The sequence below is a fragment of the uncultured Arcanobacterium sp. genome (assembly GCF_947253055.1).
Classification (GTDB): Bacteria; Actinomycetota; Actinomycetes; order Actinomycetales; family Actinomycetaceae; genus Arcanobacterium_A.
The window spans coordinates 1-19,485 of record NZ_CAMXYE010000018.1; the positions used below are offsets into that span (position 1 = coordinate 1).

At 50.9% G+C, this 19,485-nt stretch carries 12 protein-coding genes and 1 pseudogene; 8 read left to right on the plus strand and 5 right to left on the minus strand.

All coding sequences use genetic code 11. The features are described from left to right. From purB to Q0X35_RS02180, 7 genes are all read left to right on the plus strand, one after another. Positions 1–1,209: adenylosuccinate lyase (gene purB / locus Q0X35_RS02150; RefSeq protein WP_297564893.1), on the plus strand; the 1,209-nt coding region annotated here is incomplete at its 5' end. A gap of 40 nt (positions 1,210–1,249) precedes the next feature. After that, on the plus strand, positions 1,250–1,942 hold the full coding sequence (locus Q0X35_RS02155; RefSeq protein WP_297564894.1) for a DedA family protein: 693 nt from the start codon (positions 1,250–1,252) through the stop codon (positions 1,940–1,942). Positions 1,943–2,143: 201 nt separating this feature from the next. Beyond that, positions 2,144–2,383, plus strand: a complete 240-nt coding sequence (locus Q0X35_RS02160; RefSeq protein WP_297564895.1) for a heavy-metal-associated domain-containing protein — start codon at positions 2,144–2,146, stop codon at positions 2,381–2,383. A 76-nt stretch (positions 2,384–2,459) separates the two neighbouring features. Next, entirely contained in the window at positions 2,460–4,859 is a 2,400-nt protein-coding gene (locus Q0X35_RS02165) for a cation-translocating P-type ATPase (protein WP_297564897.1), read from the plus strand. 146 nt (positions 4,860–5,005) lie between these two features. Beyond that, positions 5,006–7,702 carry a lysylphosphatidylglycerol synthase domain-containing protein gene (locus Q0X35_RS02170; RefSeq protein ID WP_297564898.1) on the plus strand — a complete coding sequence of 899 codons (2,697 nt, stop codon included), beginning with the start codon at positions 5,006–5,008 and terminating at the stop codon, positions 7,700–7,702. 142 nt (positions 7,703–7,844) lie between these two features. Continuing rightward, positions 7,845–9,521, plus strand: a complete 1,677-nt coding sequence (gene pgm / locus Q0X35_RS02175; protein ID WP_297564900.1) for a phosphoglucomutase (alpha-D-glucose-1,6-bisphosphate-dependent) — start codon at positions 7,845–7,847, stop codon at positions 9,519–9,521. 38 nt (positions 9,522–9,559) lie between these two features. Beyond that, positions 9,560–10,312: a GntR family transcriptional regulator gene (locus Q0X35_RS02180; protein WP_297564902.1), complete on the plus strand. Its 753-nt coding sequence runs from the start codon at positions 9,560–9,562 to the stop codon at positions 10,310–10,312. 4 nt (positions 10,313–10,316) lie between these two features. Here Q0X35_RS02180 and Q0X35_RS02185 read toward each other — a convergent pair whose 3' ends face one another. The 4 genes from Q0X35_RS02185 to nrdD all read right to left on the minus strand — a co-directional run bounded on the left by Q0X35_RS02185 (position 10,317) and on the right by nrdD (position 14,644). Then, entirely contained in the window at positions 10,317–10,649 is a 333-nt protein-coding gene (locus tag Q0X35_RS02185; protein WP_297564903.1) for a hypothetical protein, read from the minus strand. Positions 10,650–10,731: 82 nt separating this feature from the next. Next, entirely contained in the window at positions 10,732–11,793 is a 1,062-nt protein-coding gene (locus tag Q0X35_RS02190; protein ID WP_297564904.1) for an endonuclease/exonuclease/phosphatase family protein, read from the minus strand. A gap of 57 nt (positions 11,794–11,850) precedes the next feature. Further along, entirely contained in the window at positions 11,851–12,483 is a 633-nt protein-coding gene (gene nrdG, locus Q0X35_RS02195; RefSeq protein WP_297564905.1) for an anaerobic ribonucleoside-triphosphate reductase activating protein, read from the minus strand. A 1-nt stretch (position 12,484) separates the two neighbouring features. Continuing rightward, positions 12,485–14,644 (minus strand): anaerobic ribonucleoside-triphosphate reductase, encoded by a 2,160-nt coding sequence (nrdD, locus tag Q0X35_RS02200; RefSeq protein WP_297564906.1) that lies wholly within the window; start codon positions 14,642–14,644, stop codon positions 12,485–12,487. A gap of 204 nt (positions 14,645–14,848) precedes the next feature. On the opposite strand from nrdD, the gene hrpA reads away from it, so the two are divergent. Beyond that, positions 14,849–19,081 carry an ATP-dependent RNA helicase HrpA gene (hrpA, locus tag Q0X35_RS02205; protein ID WP_297564907.1) on the plus strand — a complete coding sequence of 1,411 codons (4,233 nt, stop codon included), beginning with the start codon at positions 14,849–14,851 and terminating at the stop codon, positions 19,079–19,081. Positions 19,082–19,218: 137 nt separating this feature from the next. On the opposite strand, the pseudogene Q0X35_RS02210 reads toward hrpA, so the two are convergent. Continuing rightward, positions 19,219–19,485: pseudogene (locus Q0X35_RS02210) on the minus strand (sodium:solute symporter); the annotation flags it as partial.

Below are 19,485 nucleotides of genomic sequence, written 5' to 3' on the forward strand. Positions count from 1 at the left end.
GAAAATTTTGGAGCCAGCGATATAGCCGAGTTAAAAACTATCGAAGCAGAAACTCTCCACGATGTAAAAGCCATAGAGTACTACTTAAAACGGCGGCTCACGCAGAGTGAAGCTCTCCCCACTGCCAGCTCTCTGCCCCAGTTGGGAGAATTAGTGCATATCCTGTGCACCTCAGAAGATATAAATAATCTCGCCTATGCACTGATGATGAAGGCAGCCTTAAAAGAAGTGTGGCTACCAGCGGCGCAGAAATTTTATGCGCAGCTGCGCGAATTGGCGATTACAGAGCGAGATTGCCCGCTTCTGGCCCGCACCCACGGGCAGACGGCGAGCCCGAGCACGATTGGAAAAGAAATCGCCGTATTCGCCTACCGGCTACAGCGGCAGTTACAACGGTTAGCAAAAGTGGAATATCTCGGAAAATTTAACGGCGCTACCGGCACTTACGGTGCCCACACTATCGCCCTCCCGCAGGCCGATTGGCTAGCTCTTTCCCGGGATTTCGTTACAGAGCTCGGTTTGATTTGGAATCCGCTCACTACGCAGATTGAATCGCACGATTGGCTAAGCGAAATTTTTGCCATCCTCACTCACTTCAACCGTATTTGCCACAATCTCGCCACTGATTTCTGGCTCTATATCTCGTTGGGATATTTTCGGCAAAAACTTTCGGCGCAAGGATCTACGGGGTCTTCCACTATGCCGCATAAGGTGAACCCCATCCGCTTTGAAAACGCCGAAGCGAATATGGAAATTTCGTGCGCTCTTTTCGATTCTCTTTCCGCCACTCTCGTGACTTCGCGCTGGCAACGTGACCTCACCGACTCCACTACCTTGCGCAATATGGGAGTCGCTTTCGGGCATTCCCTGCTGGCGATTGAAAATTTACAGCGCGGAGTGGCGGGGCTGGAAGTTAATTTAGCGCGACTCACCGAAGATTTGGAACATGCCTGGGAAGTGCTGGCCGAGCCGATACAGCAAACTATGCGTATCGCTGCCGCCGCGGGCACCCCCGGTATGCAGAATCCTTATGAGCAGCTAAAAGAGCTCACGCGCGGGCACAAAGTGACCACCAGCGATATGCGTGATTTCATAAAAAATCTTGATTTGCCCGCGGCGGCAGAGCAAAGACTACTGGAGCTTTCCCCCGCTACCTATACTGGACTGGCCAGCAGATTAGTAGATTTCCTTCCGGAACTAGCAGAATAGTTACGAAACTAAAGAGATACCTAAAAATACGGAACTGCAGATGATAAATAATTTTCTCGCCTTGCCAATTTTCTTAGCTGCACCTATAAATCCCGACGGGATAGCTGCCTGGGCAGTAAATATAATGGAATCGCTCGGCGGTATCGGCGTAGCTTTCTTAATCGCCTTAGAAAATCTTTTCCCGCCCCTACCTTCGGAAATTATCTTACCGCTCGCCGGCTTCACCGCTTCTCTCGGCACTAAATTCGGCCTTATCTCCGCCATCATCTGGGCAACCGCCGGAAGTGTGACGGGAGCTATCGCTCTCTACCTACTCGCCTATGCTTTCGGCCGCGAGCGCACCCGCCACTATATGGGAAAAATACCGCTTTTTAAGGTTTCCGATATAGACAAGACGGAGCAATTTTTCGATAGACACAGCCACGCCGTCGTCTTCTTCGGGCGCATGATTCCCGTATTTCGCTCCCTAATATCTCTCCCCGCCGGCGTCATCGGCATGAATTTCCCGCTCTTTCTGCTCTTTACCGCAGCCGGCAGTGCAATTTGGAATACCGTGCTTATCGGCGCCGGGTACGCCCTGGGCGAAAATTGGCATATCGTGGAAGACTACGTAGAGATATTCTCGAAATTAGTGCTCGGAGCTCTGCTTTTAGCTGCAGTTATCTGGATTGGCAAACGGCTCTGGGAACGGCGAAAAACCACCCCACCTGCTGATTCTACCGAAAATAAGTAACGCCTCTCCTCTTGCTCTAACTACATGAGCTACCTAGACTGGAGGCGCAGGCTCACCGCTAAGGGGAGCCCAACTAAGGATGAGTCAGTAGAATTGAAAACTGTAGGATCACAGCCACAAGAATCGGAAAACTACCGAATCGGAAAATTGTATGCAAACTTTTGTATGCAAACTACTGCGCGCAAACTTTAGCTAAAAATAATGAGCGGAGAAATTACTATGATTGAGATAAAAATTTCTGGAATGACCTGCGGGCACTGCGCAGCGCATGTAGAAGAAGAACTATCCGAGTTGCCGGGCGTGAGCGATATAAAAATTGATTTGCACCCCGAAGCCACCAGTAGCGTCACTTTTCAGAGCGCAGCAGAACCTAGTGACGCCGATATCCGGGCGGCAATAGCGGAAGCCGGCGATTACCAAGTAGAAGATATTATTCGCTAGTTACGCACACTTAAAATTTACTTCATTTATTCACCTCATTTATTTCCTACATTTAAGGGATTTAAGGGATAGTCTTATGGATTTTTCTACCGATTCTGCCGGTTACGGCCGCGAAATGGATCTTGCTATTTCGGGAATGACCTGCGCTTCGTGCGTGGCGCGCGTAGAGAAAAAATTAAATAAACTTCCCGGCGTACAAGCAGTGGTGAATCTAGCTACGGAAAGAGCCCATCTCGAAATCACCGCTGCCGGAAAATCATTAGATGCTCAGGATATTATCCACACCGTGGAGAAAGCCGGATACGGAGCTCGGCTGCTCACCCAAACCTATATCGACGAAGCTGGAGAAAAACACCTCGTACGGCAAGTTTCCGGAGAGGAAGCCGCAGCCGCAGCGAAAAAAGCGAATGCCGAAAAAGTAGCTGGGTTGCTCCGGCGTTTTCAGATATCGCTCGGGCTCAGCATTCCCGTCGTGGCTATCTCTATGCTGCCTTTTCTGCAGTTCCCCGCTTGGCAGTGGGTGGTAGCGCTGCTCTCACTGCCGGTAGTGTTCTGGTGCGCTCTGCCTTTCCATCGAGCAGCTTTTCGAGCCGCCCGTTACGGTTCCTCTACCATGGATACGCTAGTTTCACTGGGCGTATTGGTATCTTTTGGCTGGTCATTTTGGGCTCTTTACGGAGGAGAAGCCGGGCACAGCGGATATCAAATGCATATGCGCGGTATTCATTCTTTAGCAGCTGCCGGCACTTCCCATATTTATTTTGAATCAGCCGCTATGATAGTCACTTTTCTGCTCTTTGGCAGGTGGCTAGAGGCAAAATCGCGGCGCAGCGCAGGAGACGCTCTCCAAGAGTTATTAGATTTAGGGGTACAGCACGTATTTATTGTGCGCCGCGCCGATGGCCAAGCAGTAAATAAGATTGTGCCAATTACCCAGCTGAAATGCGGCGATTTATTCCGCACCCGCCCCGGAGAAAAAATAGCGACTGACGGAGTAGTGGTGGAAGGAAATTCGGCCGTAGATACCTCCCTCCTCACCGGCGAATCACTACCCCTCGAAGTAGCTCCCGGAGCAGAAGTGACAGGAGCGAGCCTCAATACTTACGGATCCCTGCTTGTGCGCGCCGAAAGAGTAGGAGCCGATACGGTTTTGGCACAAATGGGGAAACTGCTGGCAGAAGCACAAACCGGAAAATCCAGCGTGCAGCGATTAGCAGATAAAATATCTGCCGTATTCGTGCCGGCCGTGCTGATACTTTCACTTTGCACTCTGCTATTGCGCCTTTTCGCACTGCAAGATCCGGTGGGGACCGCACTCAGCTCAGCTATTGCGGTACTGGTAGTGGCCTGCCCCTGTGCACTTGGCCTTGCTACCCCAACTGCTCTCCTCGTTGGCTCAGGGAACGCGGCGCGCGCGGGAATTCTGATTAAAGGGGCGGATATTTTAGAAAATGCCCACCGCATAGATACGATAATTTTCGATAAAACAGGCACTCTCACTACTGGAAAGATGACTGTAGCGGGAGTGATTCCCCTCGGGAAAAAGCCGGAGGAAAGCTATCTGCTAGCTTTAGCTGCCGGGCTCGAAATACATTCCGAGCACCCCATTGCTGGAGCTATTAAAGACTTTGCACAAAGCAAGGCTATCCGCCCGCTGCCGATCACAGATTTTCAAGCAATACCTGGGAAAGGAATTTCCGGGCAAATTAGCGAAGGTAGCACGGCCAGCGCAATCAACCCAATGAACTCAGCCGACGCAGCCAACTCAGCCAGCACGGCCGAAATATCTAGTTTCGCCCGCGCCGGTACTTTAGCTTGGCTAGAAACGCAGGGAGTAGATATAGCTGATGCGCGCACGCTAGCCACGGATTTACAAGAGCGCGGCAGCGTGGCAGTAGCTATTGCGTACGGCAGGGAAATTCTGGGAATCATCGAAGTGCGAGATACCCTGCGGAAATCTGCCTTTACTGCTGTCTCTGCTCTGAAGAAACAAGGAATGCAGGTACTTCTCGCCAGCGGAGATTCACCGGCTGCGGTGCAAACTATCGGGGCCGAACTAGGAATTAGGGCGCACGGCGGAATGCTTCCCGCTACGAAGTTACAACTATTGCAAGATCTACAAGCCAAGGGTGAAAAAGTAGCCATGATAGGCGATGGCATCAATGACGCCGCAGCTTTAGCCGCTGCTGATCTTTCTATCGCCATGGGTTCGGGCACCGACGTAGCTAAAGCAGCAGCCGATATTACGATAGTGAATTCTAAAGTGAGCGCCGTACCCCAGGCGATTGCTATTTCTCGCCGCACTTTGCGCATTATAAAAGAAAATCTTTTCTGGGCTTTCGGCTACAATCTACTCGCTATTCCCCTCGCTGCCGGCGGAATTATTATGCCCGGGCTCGCCGCCGCCGCGATGGCTTCTTCCTCCGTAATCGTCGTCTTGAATTCACTCCGTTTACGCTCCCCTATTCGCCCATAGCAGAGTGACCACGGCGTTTATTTCTCCTTATTATTTCCCTTATTTCTCACTACCTCCCCCTACTTATCTCTTATTTCTCCCCTATTTCCCCCGCTAAAAATAGCTGCCTTTTAGATTTTGCCTCTCTCACCTAGTACGATGATATTGTGCATTATCGGGAAACGCAGGAGCTACTATCCGCACCGCAGCGTGAAGTAGTACTAATAGATATCGCCCAACGCTGGGTACGCCACCCCAGTGATTTAGTGGGCGCCATCGTCGCCCTCATCGCCATGCTCTTTGCTGTGCTTTACTCTGCCTACGCTCCCGCAATCACTATCTCTCTTCCCGCTACCAGCGCAGATAGTCACTCGGCCATCGCTACTCTCCTCTATATTCCGATTAACTTCTTCGCTGGGTTGGTTTCTTTTATATTGCCGCTCATAATTTTTGGCTACATTATTTTCCGCCGGCGCTGGCGCCTTTTAGTCACTGCCTTAGGGGCTTGCTTACTGGCAGTGGGGGCTTCCTATTTAATTTCTTTTATCGCTGAATACTGGTGGCCCTATTCGCAATTTACTGATGAATTTATTTCCACCTTAGAAGTGCAGTCATTTATATCTTTAGTGCCCTACGTAGCTCTGGTATCTGCTCTCTTCACGGTGACGAACACTATTGAAGATTCCCGGCTCGCAAAAATTTGTTGGTGGATACTCGCAATAGTGCTGGTACTTTCGGTACTGAAGGGTGAACAGCTCATCACCGGAGCAATTATCACCACCCTGCTCGGCGTCTGTATGGGAATGCTGGCTCGGTGGATTATGGGGCGCGCTCCGAAAAGAGCGATGGGAGAAGACCTCGTAAAGCTCGTACGCAAAGCCGATATCGACGTAGTACAGCTCATCCGGCTAGACGATATTGCAAATACCGAGCAAATACAGCGCCACCTCATTACCAGCGATGCACCTTTTGGATTCACTGATTCCCTCACCTTAGATTCCTTGCAGAAAATGGTGAAACGCCGCGCAGATTCTGAAGAATCAGGGAATTTTAGAGAAACAGTGGCTGCCGCGCCTAGCGAAATTGCTGCGCTTAGCGAAACCACCACACCGGTATCCGCCACTACGCCCGCCCAAATCTCTGCGCCCGCGGAAAATGCCGCCCCTACAGCAGAGATGCTGCGCATAAACGCCCGCCAGCGTTTCCCCATCACTTCCTCCGCAATTATTTCCCGCAACTATTTAGCAGAAGATAGCCAGGGGAAAAAGTATCACCTGCTAGTGCTAGATGAAGATAGACGCATTCTCAATATTTTAGAGAGTCTTTGGCAAAGAATTGCTTTAAAAATTCCTTTCCGCCGCAACCCCCAGAACTTGGAAAATGCAGCAGAACATATGTGCTTGATGATGTTGCAAACGGAGCGGCTAGGGATAATTCCTCCCCAATTTAAGGCACTGGGTAGTTCTTTGCTCTCCATCGCTATTGCGGTAGAGATAGAAGACGAAACCCGCCTTTCTTTGTTGGACGCTTCCACTATCAGCGATACGCAGCTAGATGAGCTCTGGCAAGATTTGCTCACTGCACACCGCCAAGGCCTCTCGCACGGAAATATCCACACCGCCACCATTTCCCTTAGTGCAAATGGCCGCCTCCAGCTGCGAGATTGGTATAGTGGGCGGATTGCTGCTCCCGAATATTCCCGGCTCCTAGATATGGCACAGTTAGCGAGTATGTGGGCAGCTCTAATCGGCACGGAACGCACTCTCGCCTCTATAAAACGCTCACTTTCCGAAGCGCAGATTCTCTCTTTAGCTCCCTTTTTGCAGTATTCGGCACTTCCTGAGCAGACGCGCACCCAATTCTCTAAAAAAGACCTCGAAAATCTCCGCAGTGCGCTTACTGAGCAGATACCTTCTGCTTCTCCGATGCCGACTATCACTCTGCGGCGTTTCTCTATAAAAACAGTGGTGATGGTAGTAATTGGCGTGGTAGCCATCTATGTGCTACTCGGATCGATTAACTTTCCGGAGGTATCGGCGGCGGTACGCTCGGCCAATCCGATCTGGATGATTTTCGCTTTTATTTCGGGGCTGCTTACCTATATCGGCTCGGGAGTAATTCTAAACGCCTATACGCAAGAAAAATTGCAGCTGCGCGATTCAATACTGGTGCAGGTAGGAGCTTCGGTGGTGACTCTCGTAGCTCCAGCGGGAGTCGGGCCAGCCGCCTTAAATCTCCGGTTCTTACAGAAAAAAGGTATCCAGACTGCTCCCGCCTTAGCCACCGTCACGATGGTGCAAATCTCCCAGTTTCTCACCACCGTGCTCCTCCTGCTCATACTCTCCCTCAGCTTGGGAGAATTAGGCACCCTCTCGCTGCCTTCCGCCTCTATAGTGACGGGAATCGGAATTTTCCTATTGCTGCTCGGATTGCTTCTGATTATTCCGCAACTTCGGAATTGGCTACTTGCCAAAATCCGCCCGGTGTTTTCCCAGATTTGGCCACGCCTAGTCTGGCTAGGCACTCACCCGCAGCGGCTCCTAATCGGATTTTGCGGCGCAATTATTCTCACGGCAGGATTCGTAGCTTGTTTCGGTTTCTCCCTCTACTCATTTGGCTACGAACTTCCACTCGCCACTCTTACCGTCACCTACTTAGTCGCTAATTCCGTAGGCTCAGCAGTACCTTCTCCCGGCGGTATCGGCCCCGTAGAAGCGGCCCTCACTGGCGGATTAGTGCTAGCCGGTATTCCTTCTTCGATTGCTTTTTCCACTGCAGTGCTCTACCGTCTACTCACTTTCTGGGGGAGGGTGCCGTTGGGCTGGCTCGGACTCTATCTCTGCAACCGGAAAGATCTCATCTAAAATACGAGATCTTATCTAAAAGACAAATCGTGCCGATTGTTAAAAATTGTGTAAAAGTATTTAAATTATCTAAAACTGCCCAAAAATACTCAAAATTGCCTAAATCCGGAAATTTACCTCTTTTTCCTGTAAGAATAAGAATATGAGTACACGTGCAGGCACCCGGGCGCTCCCGGAAGATTTAATAGATGTTGATGCTCTTCAAGCGGCTTATTACGATATAGAGCCGGATCCAGATAATCCTAATCAAAAAGTAGTGTTCGGCACCTCCGGACATCGCGGAAGTGCTTTTGACGGCGCTTTTAACGAAGCCCATATCGTGGCTACTACGCAGGCAATCGTAGAATATCGCCAAGCGCAGGGCTTTGATGGGCCACTCTTTATTGGCCGTGATACACACGCCCTCTCTGCTCCAGCCGAACGCACTGCTTTAGAGGTACTGGCAGCGAACGGTATCGAAGTGCGAATCGATGCCCGTAATTCTTGGACACCTACCCCAGCTGTATCTTTAGCTATTTTGCTGGCAAACGGGGCGGGAACTCCGGCAGGTGTGAGCACTTCCGGCGCGGGGAGAGCCGATGGCATAGTGATTACTCCTTCGCATAATCCACCGCGCGATGGCGGTTTCAAATACAATCCTCCGCACGGTGGGCCAGCCGATACCGACGCCACTAAAGTGATTGCCGCGCGCGCCAATGAAATTTTGCAGACTGGGTGGAAAAAAGTAAAGCGGATTCCTTACTCGGCGGCACTGGCAGCAGATACTACCCAAAAGTACGATTTCCTTTCCGCCTATGTAGAGAATCTTGCACAGGTAATAGATTTCGCGGCAATTAAATCTGCCGGAGTACGCATCGGAGCAGACCCGATGGGCGGAGCTTCTGCAGAATACTGGGGAGCTATCGGAGAGCGCTATCAATTAGATTTGACGGTAGTGAATTCGGAAGTCGATCCCACTTGGTATTTCATGACTCTGGATTGGGATGAAAAAATTCGCATGGATTGCTCCTCCCCCTATGCAATGGCAGGATTGCTGGAACGGATGCACCCAAATGCCCAAGGGGAAGTGCCTTACGATATTGCCACCGGAAACGACGCCGATGCTGATCGGCACGGCATAGTCACTCCCGATGCCGGATTGATGAATCCGAACCATTATTTAGCAGTTGCGATTAGCTATCTCTACAGCCACCGCCCCCAGTGGCAGACTGATGCGGTGGGCAAGACGCTAGTCTCTTCTTCCCTTATCGACCGGGTAGTGGCTGGTATGGGGAAGAAACTCGTAGAAGTACCGGTGGGCTTTAAGTGGTTTGTGCCCGGACTACTGGCCGGTACGGCTGGTTTTGGCGGAGAAGAATCTGCCGGGGCTTCTTTCTTGCGCAAAGACGGCACCGTCTGGAGCACCGATAAAGACGGGCTCATTATGGATTTACTCGCTTCCGAAATTCTGGCAGTCACAGGTAAAAGCCCTTCACTGCTCCATAAAGAGTTAGTGGCTAAGTACGGCGCTTCTGCCTATGCCCGCATCGATGCTCCCGCCACAAAAGAGCAGAAAGCAAAGCTCGCACAGCTCTCCCCCGCGGATGTAAAAGCTACCACTCTAGCTGGCGAAACAATTACGGATCGCTTGGTGGCAGCTCCCGGTAATGGGGCACCCATCGGAGGATTGAAGGTATGTACCGAGAATGCTTGGTTTGCTGCCCGCCCGTCTGGCACCGAAGATGTGTATAAGATTTATGCCGAATCTTTCCGCGGAGAAGAGCATTTATCACAAGTACAAGCAGAAGCGAAAGAGGTCGTAGACGCTGCTTTGCGCTAAAATAGAGAAAATAAAAAAATTGCGCAAGGAGCAACGCTTTGGACGTCTGGAAACCAGATATCACTCTTAACCGAAATATCCGTAAAGCTCTGCATAAACAAATCTCAGAGCCTATTCAAAGAAAAATTCTCAATGGAGATTTGCTGCCCGGGACACTTCTCGAAAATGAAGTGTCGCTCGCAGAGCGTCTTCAGGTATCCCGCCCAACGGCGCGGCAAGCCTTAAAGACCTTAGTAGATAAAGGTTTGCTGCTGCGCCAACGCGGCGTAGGCACGGTAGTAGCCCCTCGTTCCCGCTACCGCACTACCCCGTTGAGTTCTCTCTATGCTGATATTCGCCGGCGCGGCGGAATATCGCATACCCAGATACTGCGGTATGAGCTGCAGAGTGCAGATAGACGCGCGGCGGAACTGCTCGAATGCCCCGAAGGAAGCTCTATCCTCGCTTTAGAAAGACTTCGCTTCAAAGACGGTACTCCTATCGCGATTCTTTTTAATCTCCTGCCGGCACGCTTTGCTCCCGAAATAAGCGAACTCGAAGAGCACGGACTCTATGAACTCCTCTACGCCGCCGGAGCAAAAATTAGCTCTACTAGGCAGACAGTCGGTGCCGAGCACCCTCGGCATCGCCCGGCCAGATTATTGAAAATTACTATGCGCGATCCGATACTCACTATTGATCGCACTGCCTACGACAGCAAAGGGAACGTTGTAGAGTGGGGGCAACATATCTACCGCGGCGATCTCTATCGCTACGAATCGACTGTATTCACCGACGAAGAAGATACCTAAAAACCTATTTTCCGCCGGATATTTTTCGAGACGGCCCTGGATTGTCAATAATTTGCGGGGCGGAATCCTTGCCCCCTTTAATCGCTTCCACGGTAGCATCTTTCAAATATAAAGCAGAGGCGACGGCGGCATCCTTCGTCTTCGCTGCCGCAAATAAAGCAGCTTGCTTGGCAGCTTCTTTCGCTGCAATTTTCGCCCGCGCGCGGCCCTCTACCAAAGCCTCCGACTCCCAAACTTCTTCCGCTTTAGCTTTTATTTCTTCGTAGCGCTCCCGGCCTGCTTTCGCTCCTAATACATAACTGGTGCCGGCCACTACTGCTACACTCACTAAGCCCATTTATTTACACCCCTTTTCCTCTCTTTTATTCTAGCGTAGAAAAATGGAAAAATATTTTCGGCTCCGGCGTGCAAAGCACTCCTTATTTTTCCGAATCTTTCCACCGAAGTTGCACCAACAATCCACGGTGGTCAGAACCACCTACTTGGACAAGGCGAGCCGCTTTTCCGCGATAGTATTTTCCACCGTGCACTACCCGATCGATAGGCGAGGCAAGCAGTGGATATATATCTGAAGGCCAAGTACCTAAAGCACCACTCCCTGCTTCTTTTACAGCGTCTTTACACTTCGCACCCAATGCAGCTTGATGGTCAAAAGTAGAATTAAAATCTCCGGCCATAATGAAATTAGTGTTTTCCCGGCAATTTTCATATACCGCCGTTATCTCTTTTTTCCACCGCCCTTGCCGCTCCGGCATCGGAGCAATTGGATGGGTCGCAATTATATTGGGGCGCGCCCGCTCCCAAGCGGTACTAGCCACTGGGTCTAGCACCGGGCGAGTTTTTATAAAAGATATTTCTCCGTCTACGTAGGAAGAAGAAGTATCGAGCTCATATTCACCAAGGCGGTCAGAAATCAACAAAATAGTGGAAGAAAACTCCGGCTGAAAACGCGAAGTGTGCGTATCGAAATACTGATAGGTATATCCCGCTCGATCCAACATCTCTACCAGCTTTTTCCCACGTGGCGCGGAAGTCTCGGGGAGCACCACAATATCCACTTGCTCTGCTTTAACTATTTCCGATATATCGGCCATATCGGTGGCTCCACCTTGGGTATTGTAAGTGAGCACATTTATAGATCCAGGCACCCCTTGCGGCAGCTTGTCGAGATTATGCACTCCACGCTGAAATATCGTAGCTCCGTGCCCCAAGGCCGCTAAAAGTAAAAGCAAGGCCAAGCAGGCCGCAATTTTTCCGCGCCCCTTCCTCCGCCGGCGAATCAAGGAAAAAATAGCGCAGAGCAAGCCGCACCCAAAAATTCCCACCGCCAAGACCCCGCGCAAAGCAATTATTTGTGCAAAGGGCTCTTGCAGCAGATAGGGCGCCAGCGTCGGAAATAAATCAAGACGCACGCTCAGTAAAGCTATTCCTCCGAGCAGTAACGCAAAAAGCAACAGGAAAAAGCGCAGAATAATTTTCATCTAATTATAAAGTTCTCTCCGCATAGGACTTTTATTCTCAATACTCCGCCAGTATAACTAGGAGCGGGGAGCGGCGGGTTTAAGGAAAGGCACTGTGCCTTCGGAATCACGCTGCGCAGATTCCCACAATACTACCTGCCCCGCCGCCCGCGAAGCCGGCAAATCTATCAGCCGCTGATTGCGCGAACCGCGGAAAGCTAAATCGTGATGATAGAGAGATTTCACAAAAGGCCCATCTACCAATACATCGCAGAGGTCTAAGAGCTCTATCTTGGCGCTATCTTCCTCCAAGAGCTGCTCATAGGTGTATCCAGACCACACCCAGACGTTCTTCGTATTTCCAAAACGAGCCCGAAAATCCCGCAATAGCGGAAGTAAAATCGGGGTAGCTAGCAGCGGCTCTCCACCCAACAAGGAAAGCCCCGCCACATAGGGTTGCGCAATATCCTGCAAAATTTTTTCTTGCAGCTCCCCGGTGTACGGGGAACCGTAACGAAAACTCTGCGCAGCTTGGTTATAGCAGCCAGGGCAGCGGAAAGGGCAACCAGATACGTAGAGAGAACAGCGCACGCCTTCGCCGTCTACGAAATTAAAGGGCTTGTAATCCGCTATATTTCCGCAGAAAAGCGCTTCCCCGCACCATTCTTTCGCCGCTGGTTGCCGAATTCCGTGCTCATCTTTTATAGGCATTTTACCTGGTAGGGCCGTCCATATGCTTTACGCGATTAGATATCTCCACATGCCGGCCGTGCACCATCGGGCGTTTCTGCGGATTACCTAGATAGCCGCAGGTACGCTTCACCACATCGCAAGTGGCTGGATCGTCGTTACCACAATCTGGGCACGCAAAGCCTTCTGCGGTAGTAGCAAATTCGCCGTCGAAACCACATTCGTAGCAGTGATCAATAGGCGTATTAGTACCGAGATAAGCTACTTTATCGTAAGCGTAATCCCAGACTGCCTCCAAAGCCTGCAAGTTATGAGTAAGTTTTGGATACTCGCAGTAATGGATGAATCCACCTTTGGTATATTCCGCATAGGGCGCTTCGAAATCAATCTTTTCAAAAGGCGTAATTTTCTTGCGCACATCGTAGTGGAAAGAATTTGTGTAATAATCTTTATCCGTGACGTGCGGAATCATTCCAAATTTTGCCTGATCCAGGCGGCAGAAACGATCAGTTAAAGACTCCGAAGGCGTGGAATAAATCGAGAACCAGTAAGGAGCTTCTTTCTTCCAAGCAGTCGCATAGTCGTTGAGCTTCTGCATAATTTCGAGAGTAAATTCTTTCGCTTCCGGATTATTTTCCCAATTCGGGCCGTAGAAACAGGTGGCTGCCTCGTAGAGTCCGATATAGCCGATGGAGATAGTCGAGCGGTAGTTACGGAAAAATTGTGAAACATCCGTATCGTTTTCGGCCACTCGTTTTCCAAAAGCTCCATACTTGTAGAGAATAGGAGCATTTTCGGTAGAGGCCTCTTCGCAGCGCTTTATCCGGTAGAAAAGAGCTTCTTTCATTATTTCCATACGCTCCGAGAAGATTCTCCAGAAGCGATCCTTCTCTCCGTGCGATTCAATCGCGATACGCGGCACATTCAAAGTAACTACACCGAGATTGTTGCGCCCAGCGTTTATCGCCTCTCCCGTCTGCGGATCTACCCATTTCGGTAAAAACGAGCGGCAGCCCATCGGCGCTTTATAATCGCCTTCCAACTCGGTAATTCGCTTATAGGAAAGCACATCTGGATACATACGCTTTGCTGAACACTCCAAGGCCAGCTGTTTAATATCGTAATTCGGATCTTGCGGATCGAGATTCACACCGCGCCGCAGCCCAAATACCAGCTTCGGGAAAATAGCGGTATGGCGATCGCGCCCAATTCCTTTAATGCGCACTTGCAAAATTGCTTTTTGAATCTCCCGCTCTAGGCGCTCCGTACCCAGCCCGAATCCGAGGGTGACGAAAGGAGTCTGCCCGTTCGAGGTGTAAAGCGTATTAATCTCATATTCGAGAGATTGCATAGCGTCATAGATATCTTTTTTCGTCTTTGTCCAGGCGTATTCTTCTTGCCGCTCCGGCTCCACCCACTCCTGCGCATCGCGCATATGCTTCTCGAAATTGATTTGTGCATAGGGCGCGAGGATTTCATCCGTGCGATCTACCGAGCAGCCGCCATACTGCGAAGAGGCAACATTCGCAATGATCTGCGCAATCTGCGCTGTAGCAGTATTAATCGAACGCGGCGATTCCACCCGCGCATTACCAATCTGGAAACCATTTTCCAGCATTCCTTTAATGTCGATTAAGCAGCAGTTAGTCATCGGCTGGAAAGGCTGGTAATCCAAATCGTGATAGTGGATTTCGCCTTTGATATGAGCATTGGCGACGGCGCGCGGCAGCATGGAGCGCAGGGCATAGGCCTTTGCCACCGAACCGGCCGTCAAATCCCGCTGCGTATTAAATACAGTGGAATCTTTATTGGCGTTCTCATTTACTACCGTCTTATCCCGCTTGAGGAGGCGCCCCACTGAATAGGTGACGTCCATATTCTGCTCGCGGGCAATATCGCGATCATGGCGATACTCAATATAGGCACGAGCTACATCTGGATACTTGGAGCTCATCAAGAAGTTTTCCGTAGCCGTCTGAATAGTGGCAATATCTAAATCACCAGCGGGGAGGGAACGAAGAATCTGGCGCACCGCCTCCATCGCAAAGGGGTGATCATCTATCCCGTTATTATTAAGTGCCAGGTAGACAGCACGATAAATCTTCGCCGGATCGAACTTTACTTTTCGCCCATCCCGCTTGATTACCTGTACGTCGGTCTTTAACTCCTCATTAACCAACATATTGTGCCTCCTGTCTTTTTGTACCACTAGATATAGATACTAAGACGAAAGCGACGCCGATTTCTATACCAGACACACCTTTGGAAAAAATTGTGCGGCAGATATTTTTCCATTCCTCGAGAAAAATAAAATGAGAGGGACTAAGGTCCTTATTCGGATTTTTTGCATTCGCTTGGGCTTCGGCAGCTGTGCAAGAATATAGGGGTGCACAATCCGCTTTCTCGTTTTACTCCCGCGCAGCTCGAGCAGCGGGAAGCGAGCGTGCCGGAAATCTCCTATCCGCCTGAACTCCCGATTACGGCCCGGCAGGCAGATATTAAGAAAGCTATCGCCGAGAATCAAGTGGTAATTCTCTCCGGCGCCACCGGCTCGGGAAAAACTACTCAGTTGCCGAAAATTTGCTTAGAACTAGGGCGTGGCATCCATGGCTTGATTGGTCATACGCAGCCCCGCCGAATTGCCGCCCGCACCGTGGCCAGCCGAATTAGTGCAGAGCTAAAGACCGAGCTAGGAGGAATAGTCGGCTATCAAGTGCGTTTCACGGAGCAAGTATCGCCCCAGACTCTGATCAAATTGATGACGGACGGAATTCTGCTCGCGGAGATTCCCGCCGATCCACAGCTTCTGCGCTACGACACTATAATTATCGACGAAGCCCACGAGCGCTCCTTAAATATCGATTTTTTACTCGGATATTTAGCGCAGCTTCTCCCCCAGCGCCCCGACCTGAAGCTGATAATCACCTCTGCCACTATCGATTCACAGCGCTTCGCCCAGCACTTTGGAAAATTCCTAGCCAAAAACGCTAGCTCGAAAGCAGTGCCCGTAATTGAAGTGAGTGGGCGCACCTATCCGATAGAAATCCGCTATCGCCCCCTCGATAGTGAAACTGCGGCAGACACTGCCGGAAGCTCTATTACAAATACGGCTACAGGCGCTGTTACAGACACAACCACAGATACCGAAGCGCGCTTTCAACCCCGCGACCAGGTGACGGGAATTCTGGAAGCAGCCGAAGAGCTGATGGCGGAAGGGCCCGGCGATATCTTGGTGTTTCTTTCCGGAGAGGGAGAAATACGCGATACGGAAAAAGCTTTCCGTGACCACCTCCAAAATCGCTATATCGCACCCGGAGAAAAATCTAAGGTGCCGGGCGCAGTAGAGATTATGCCGCTCTATGCCCGGCTCTCTATGGCAGAGCAACACCGAATTTTCACTGCCCACCCCCATCGGCGCATCGTGCTCGCCACCAATATCGCAGAAACTTCTCTTACCGTGCCCGGGATTCGCTACGTAATAGACCCCGGTACTGCCCGAATTTCCCGTTATTCAGCTAAAACAAAAGTACAGCGCCTCCCTATCGAAGCAGTTTCCCGATCGGCAGCTGATCAACGAGCTGGGCGCTGCGGGCGGCTCGCCGGCGGTATCGCGATTCGTCTTTATAGCGAAGCAGATTTTCTAGCTCGCCCGCAATTTACCGAACCAGAGATTCAGCGCACCTCACTCGCCTCCGTCATACTGCAGATGGCGGCACTCCAACTAGGGGAAGTAGCAGATTTCCCGTTTCTTGATCCCCCTAATATGCAGGCGATACAGGCTGGCAAACAACTTCTAGAAGAAATCGGTGCGCTGGAGCTAAACCGCAGCACCCCTCGCTTAACTAAAATGGGGAGAAAACTCGCTCGCCTCCCCATCGATCCACGACTGGGCAGAATGCTGCTCGAAGCGGCGGAAAACGGCTGTGCGGCCGAAGTGCTCGTGCTGGTAGCCGCAATGAGCGTACAAGATGTACGGCTGCGCCCGGCCGAATTCGCCACCCAAGCCGATCAGCTACACAGCCGTTTCATCGATTCGCGTTCCGATTTTCTTGCCTATCTAAATTTATGGCGTTACCTGCGCTTCCAGCAGCAAGAACTTTCTGGATCGCAGTTTCGGCGGCTCTGCCAAGATGAATATCTGAATTGGCTGCGTTTTCGCGAGTGGCAAGACGTGGTAAATCAGCTCCGCCAATTAGCTAAACCGCTCGGTATTTATTTGAAACGCCTACAGATTCCCACTGCCGCGCAAGCGCAAAAAGAAATTACTGCCCATCCGGAAGCTGGAAAAAATTACGCAGTGGCGGCAGCAGTGCGCAAATTCGGAAATTCCGCCGATGTGCCCGCCGCAGAAGCTATTCACCGCTCTTTACTCACCGGTATGCTCTCCAAAATTGGCAACTGGGATCAACGCCATGGCAACTATATCGGGCCGCGCGGAAGCCGCTTTGTAATCTGGCCTGGCTCTGGACTAAATAAACGCAATCCCGAATGGGTAATGGCTAGCGAATTAGTGGAAACTTCGCGGCTTTTTGCCCGCACGGTAGCGCAGATACGCCCTGAGTGGATAGAGAGAGCAGCAGGCCCTCTCCTAAAGACTCAATACTCCGAGCCTTACTGGTCAGCTCGGCGCGGAGCGGCAGAAGTACACGCCAAAATCACTCTATATGGATTGCCGATTATTGCCGATAGAAGAGTGCCTCTTACCCAAGTAGGCACTGCCGAGGCGCGCGCCTTAGCGCGTGAACTCTTTATTCGCCACGCCCTGGTGGAGCAAGATTGGCGGGCGCCGCACGCTTTCCTAAAGCAGAATCGGCAGGCTCTAGCAGAAGCCCACGAGAGTGAAAATCGCCGGCGCGAATTTGGATTAGTGGCAGATGAATTTGCTCGCTTCGATTTCTTTGCTAAGCGGCTCCCAAAAAATATCTTTTCGGGAAGACACTTCGATAAGTGGTGGAAAACTATGCGCACAGAGCAGCCGCATCTGCTCGATTTTACGCAAGAATTTCTCCTCGGAAAAAATCTAAATTCCGCAGCAGATTTTCCTTCTGAATGGCCACAAGGAGATATTCTTCTGCCCATCGTCTACGAATTCCGCCCCGGCGGTTACGGAGATGGGCTCACAATTGAGATTCCGGTGGCTCTGCTTCCGCAATTAAAAGAAAATGGCTTTGATTGGCTGGTGCCCGGGATGTGGGAAGAGCTCACCACCAGCACTATCCGCGCACTTCCGAAAAAAATACGCCGGCAATTAGTGCCTGCCCTCGATACGGCGCGAGAAATAATTAAGCTCTTCCCCACTTGGGAAGAAATAGTGGCTGCTCCCCCTAGTTTCCAAAAAACCTTTACCGCAGCAGCTCGGCAACTGCGCGCAGTAGAGATTCCGGAAGAAGTCTGGGAAACCGTAGAACTGCCAGAGCATTTACAGATGCACTTCCGGGTGCGTTCAGAGAAAGGTGCCGTACTCGCGGAGGGAGTTTCGCTGCGAGAGCTGCAGGCAGAGCTGGCGCCGCAAGCCCGTACCGCGGTGGAATCCGTGGTGCAGGGAGCAGTAGCAAAAGCTTTAGAAGAAGCGGAAAGACGCTTGCGCCAGCAGGCAGCTAGGGAAAAATCCGCCCACGATTCCGCTCAGCGCGCTGCCCAAGCAGCTGCAGCGAAAAAAGCAGAAGAAGCGGCGGGGGGAAGAAAAATAACTGCACAAGCTGCGCATTTATCCACTTGGCCGCAACTACCGGGAGGAGAAATTCCGGAAATAGTGGAAAACTCTACGCCTGCCGGGGTGGTGCGCGGATATCCAGCACTTGTGGCACGAAAAACTACTTTTGCTACGCTACAAGCCGGAGATGTAGAGCTGCGCGTACTTTCTACCGCAGCTCAGCAGCTTCAAGCCCAGCGCACCGGAATAATCAGCCTCTTAGCGGGGGAAGTGGCATTGCCAGAAATCCGTATCACCACACGGTGGAATGGAAAAGAAGCCCTTATTCTGGCGGGCTCCCCTTATCCAGATACTGCCGCGCTCGTGGCTGATTTACAGCTAGCAGCGGTGCGAAATTTGGCAGATAGCTGGGGGAAGACGCATAAAATTCCCCTGGGTAAGCTGCGTAGCGAAAAACAATATCTAGAGCTTCGCCAATATGTAAAAAATGGTTTAGAAGATGAGATATACCAGCTGGCACTCCGCAGTGTGCAGATTTTTATAAATTGGGCAGAAGTGGAGTCCGCTTTAGAAAAAGCCAGTATTTCCCTGATAAATCCAGTCACCGATATTCACGCCCAAATTTCGCAGTTAATCTATGCCGGTTTTATATCGCGAACTCCCGAAAAGTATTTTCCCTATCTTTCCCGCTATTTACAGGCGGCGAAGTGCCGAATAGAGAAAGCCGCCCTCAATATAGAACGCGATGAAGAGTTGGCGCTGCAGATAGCGGAAATAGCTGAATGGATACAAGATTTACAAGTAACCGCGCGGGAAAATCCACCCGAAACTGCTCTCGCAGAGCGCGCGCGCCGCGGAAGATGGCTACTTGAGGAATTACGCGTATCTTTTTTTGCGCAGCAATTGGGGACGGCAGAAAAAGTATCCCCACAGCGTCTGGCTAAGTTACTGCGTGGAAAGAAATAAATTCACAAACTGCCATACTAAGAAATGCCATAATATCGCAACAGCACAATCACTCAGCGCAGTGAAAACTAGTAGCTATAACAAACGGGTAGCCCCGAAACTTTCGGAGCTACCCGCCTCGTTACAAGCAGAAAAACTTAAGCTTCTGCTACTGTTTTCGGTGCTTTATCTTTCTTCGGCTCGCGGAATACTACGTACTTCCACCAGAGGAATTCGCCGACGAAGTTCACCAACAGATTGCCGAACTTTACCAGCATTGGGTGCAGACCCTTAGCTACCAATTCACCAGTCCACCACGTAGAAGCCGGCAAGAACACTACGTAGAAAAGAGCTACTTTAAACATAGCAATCGGAATATTATTAGTGGATTTGAAGGTGAACTTACGATTAATCGTAAAGTTCCA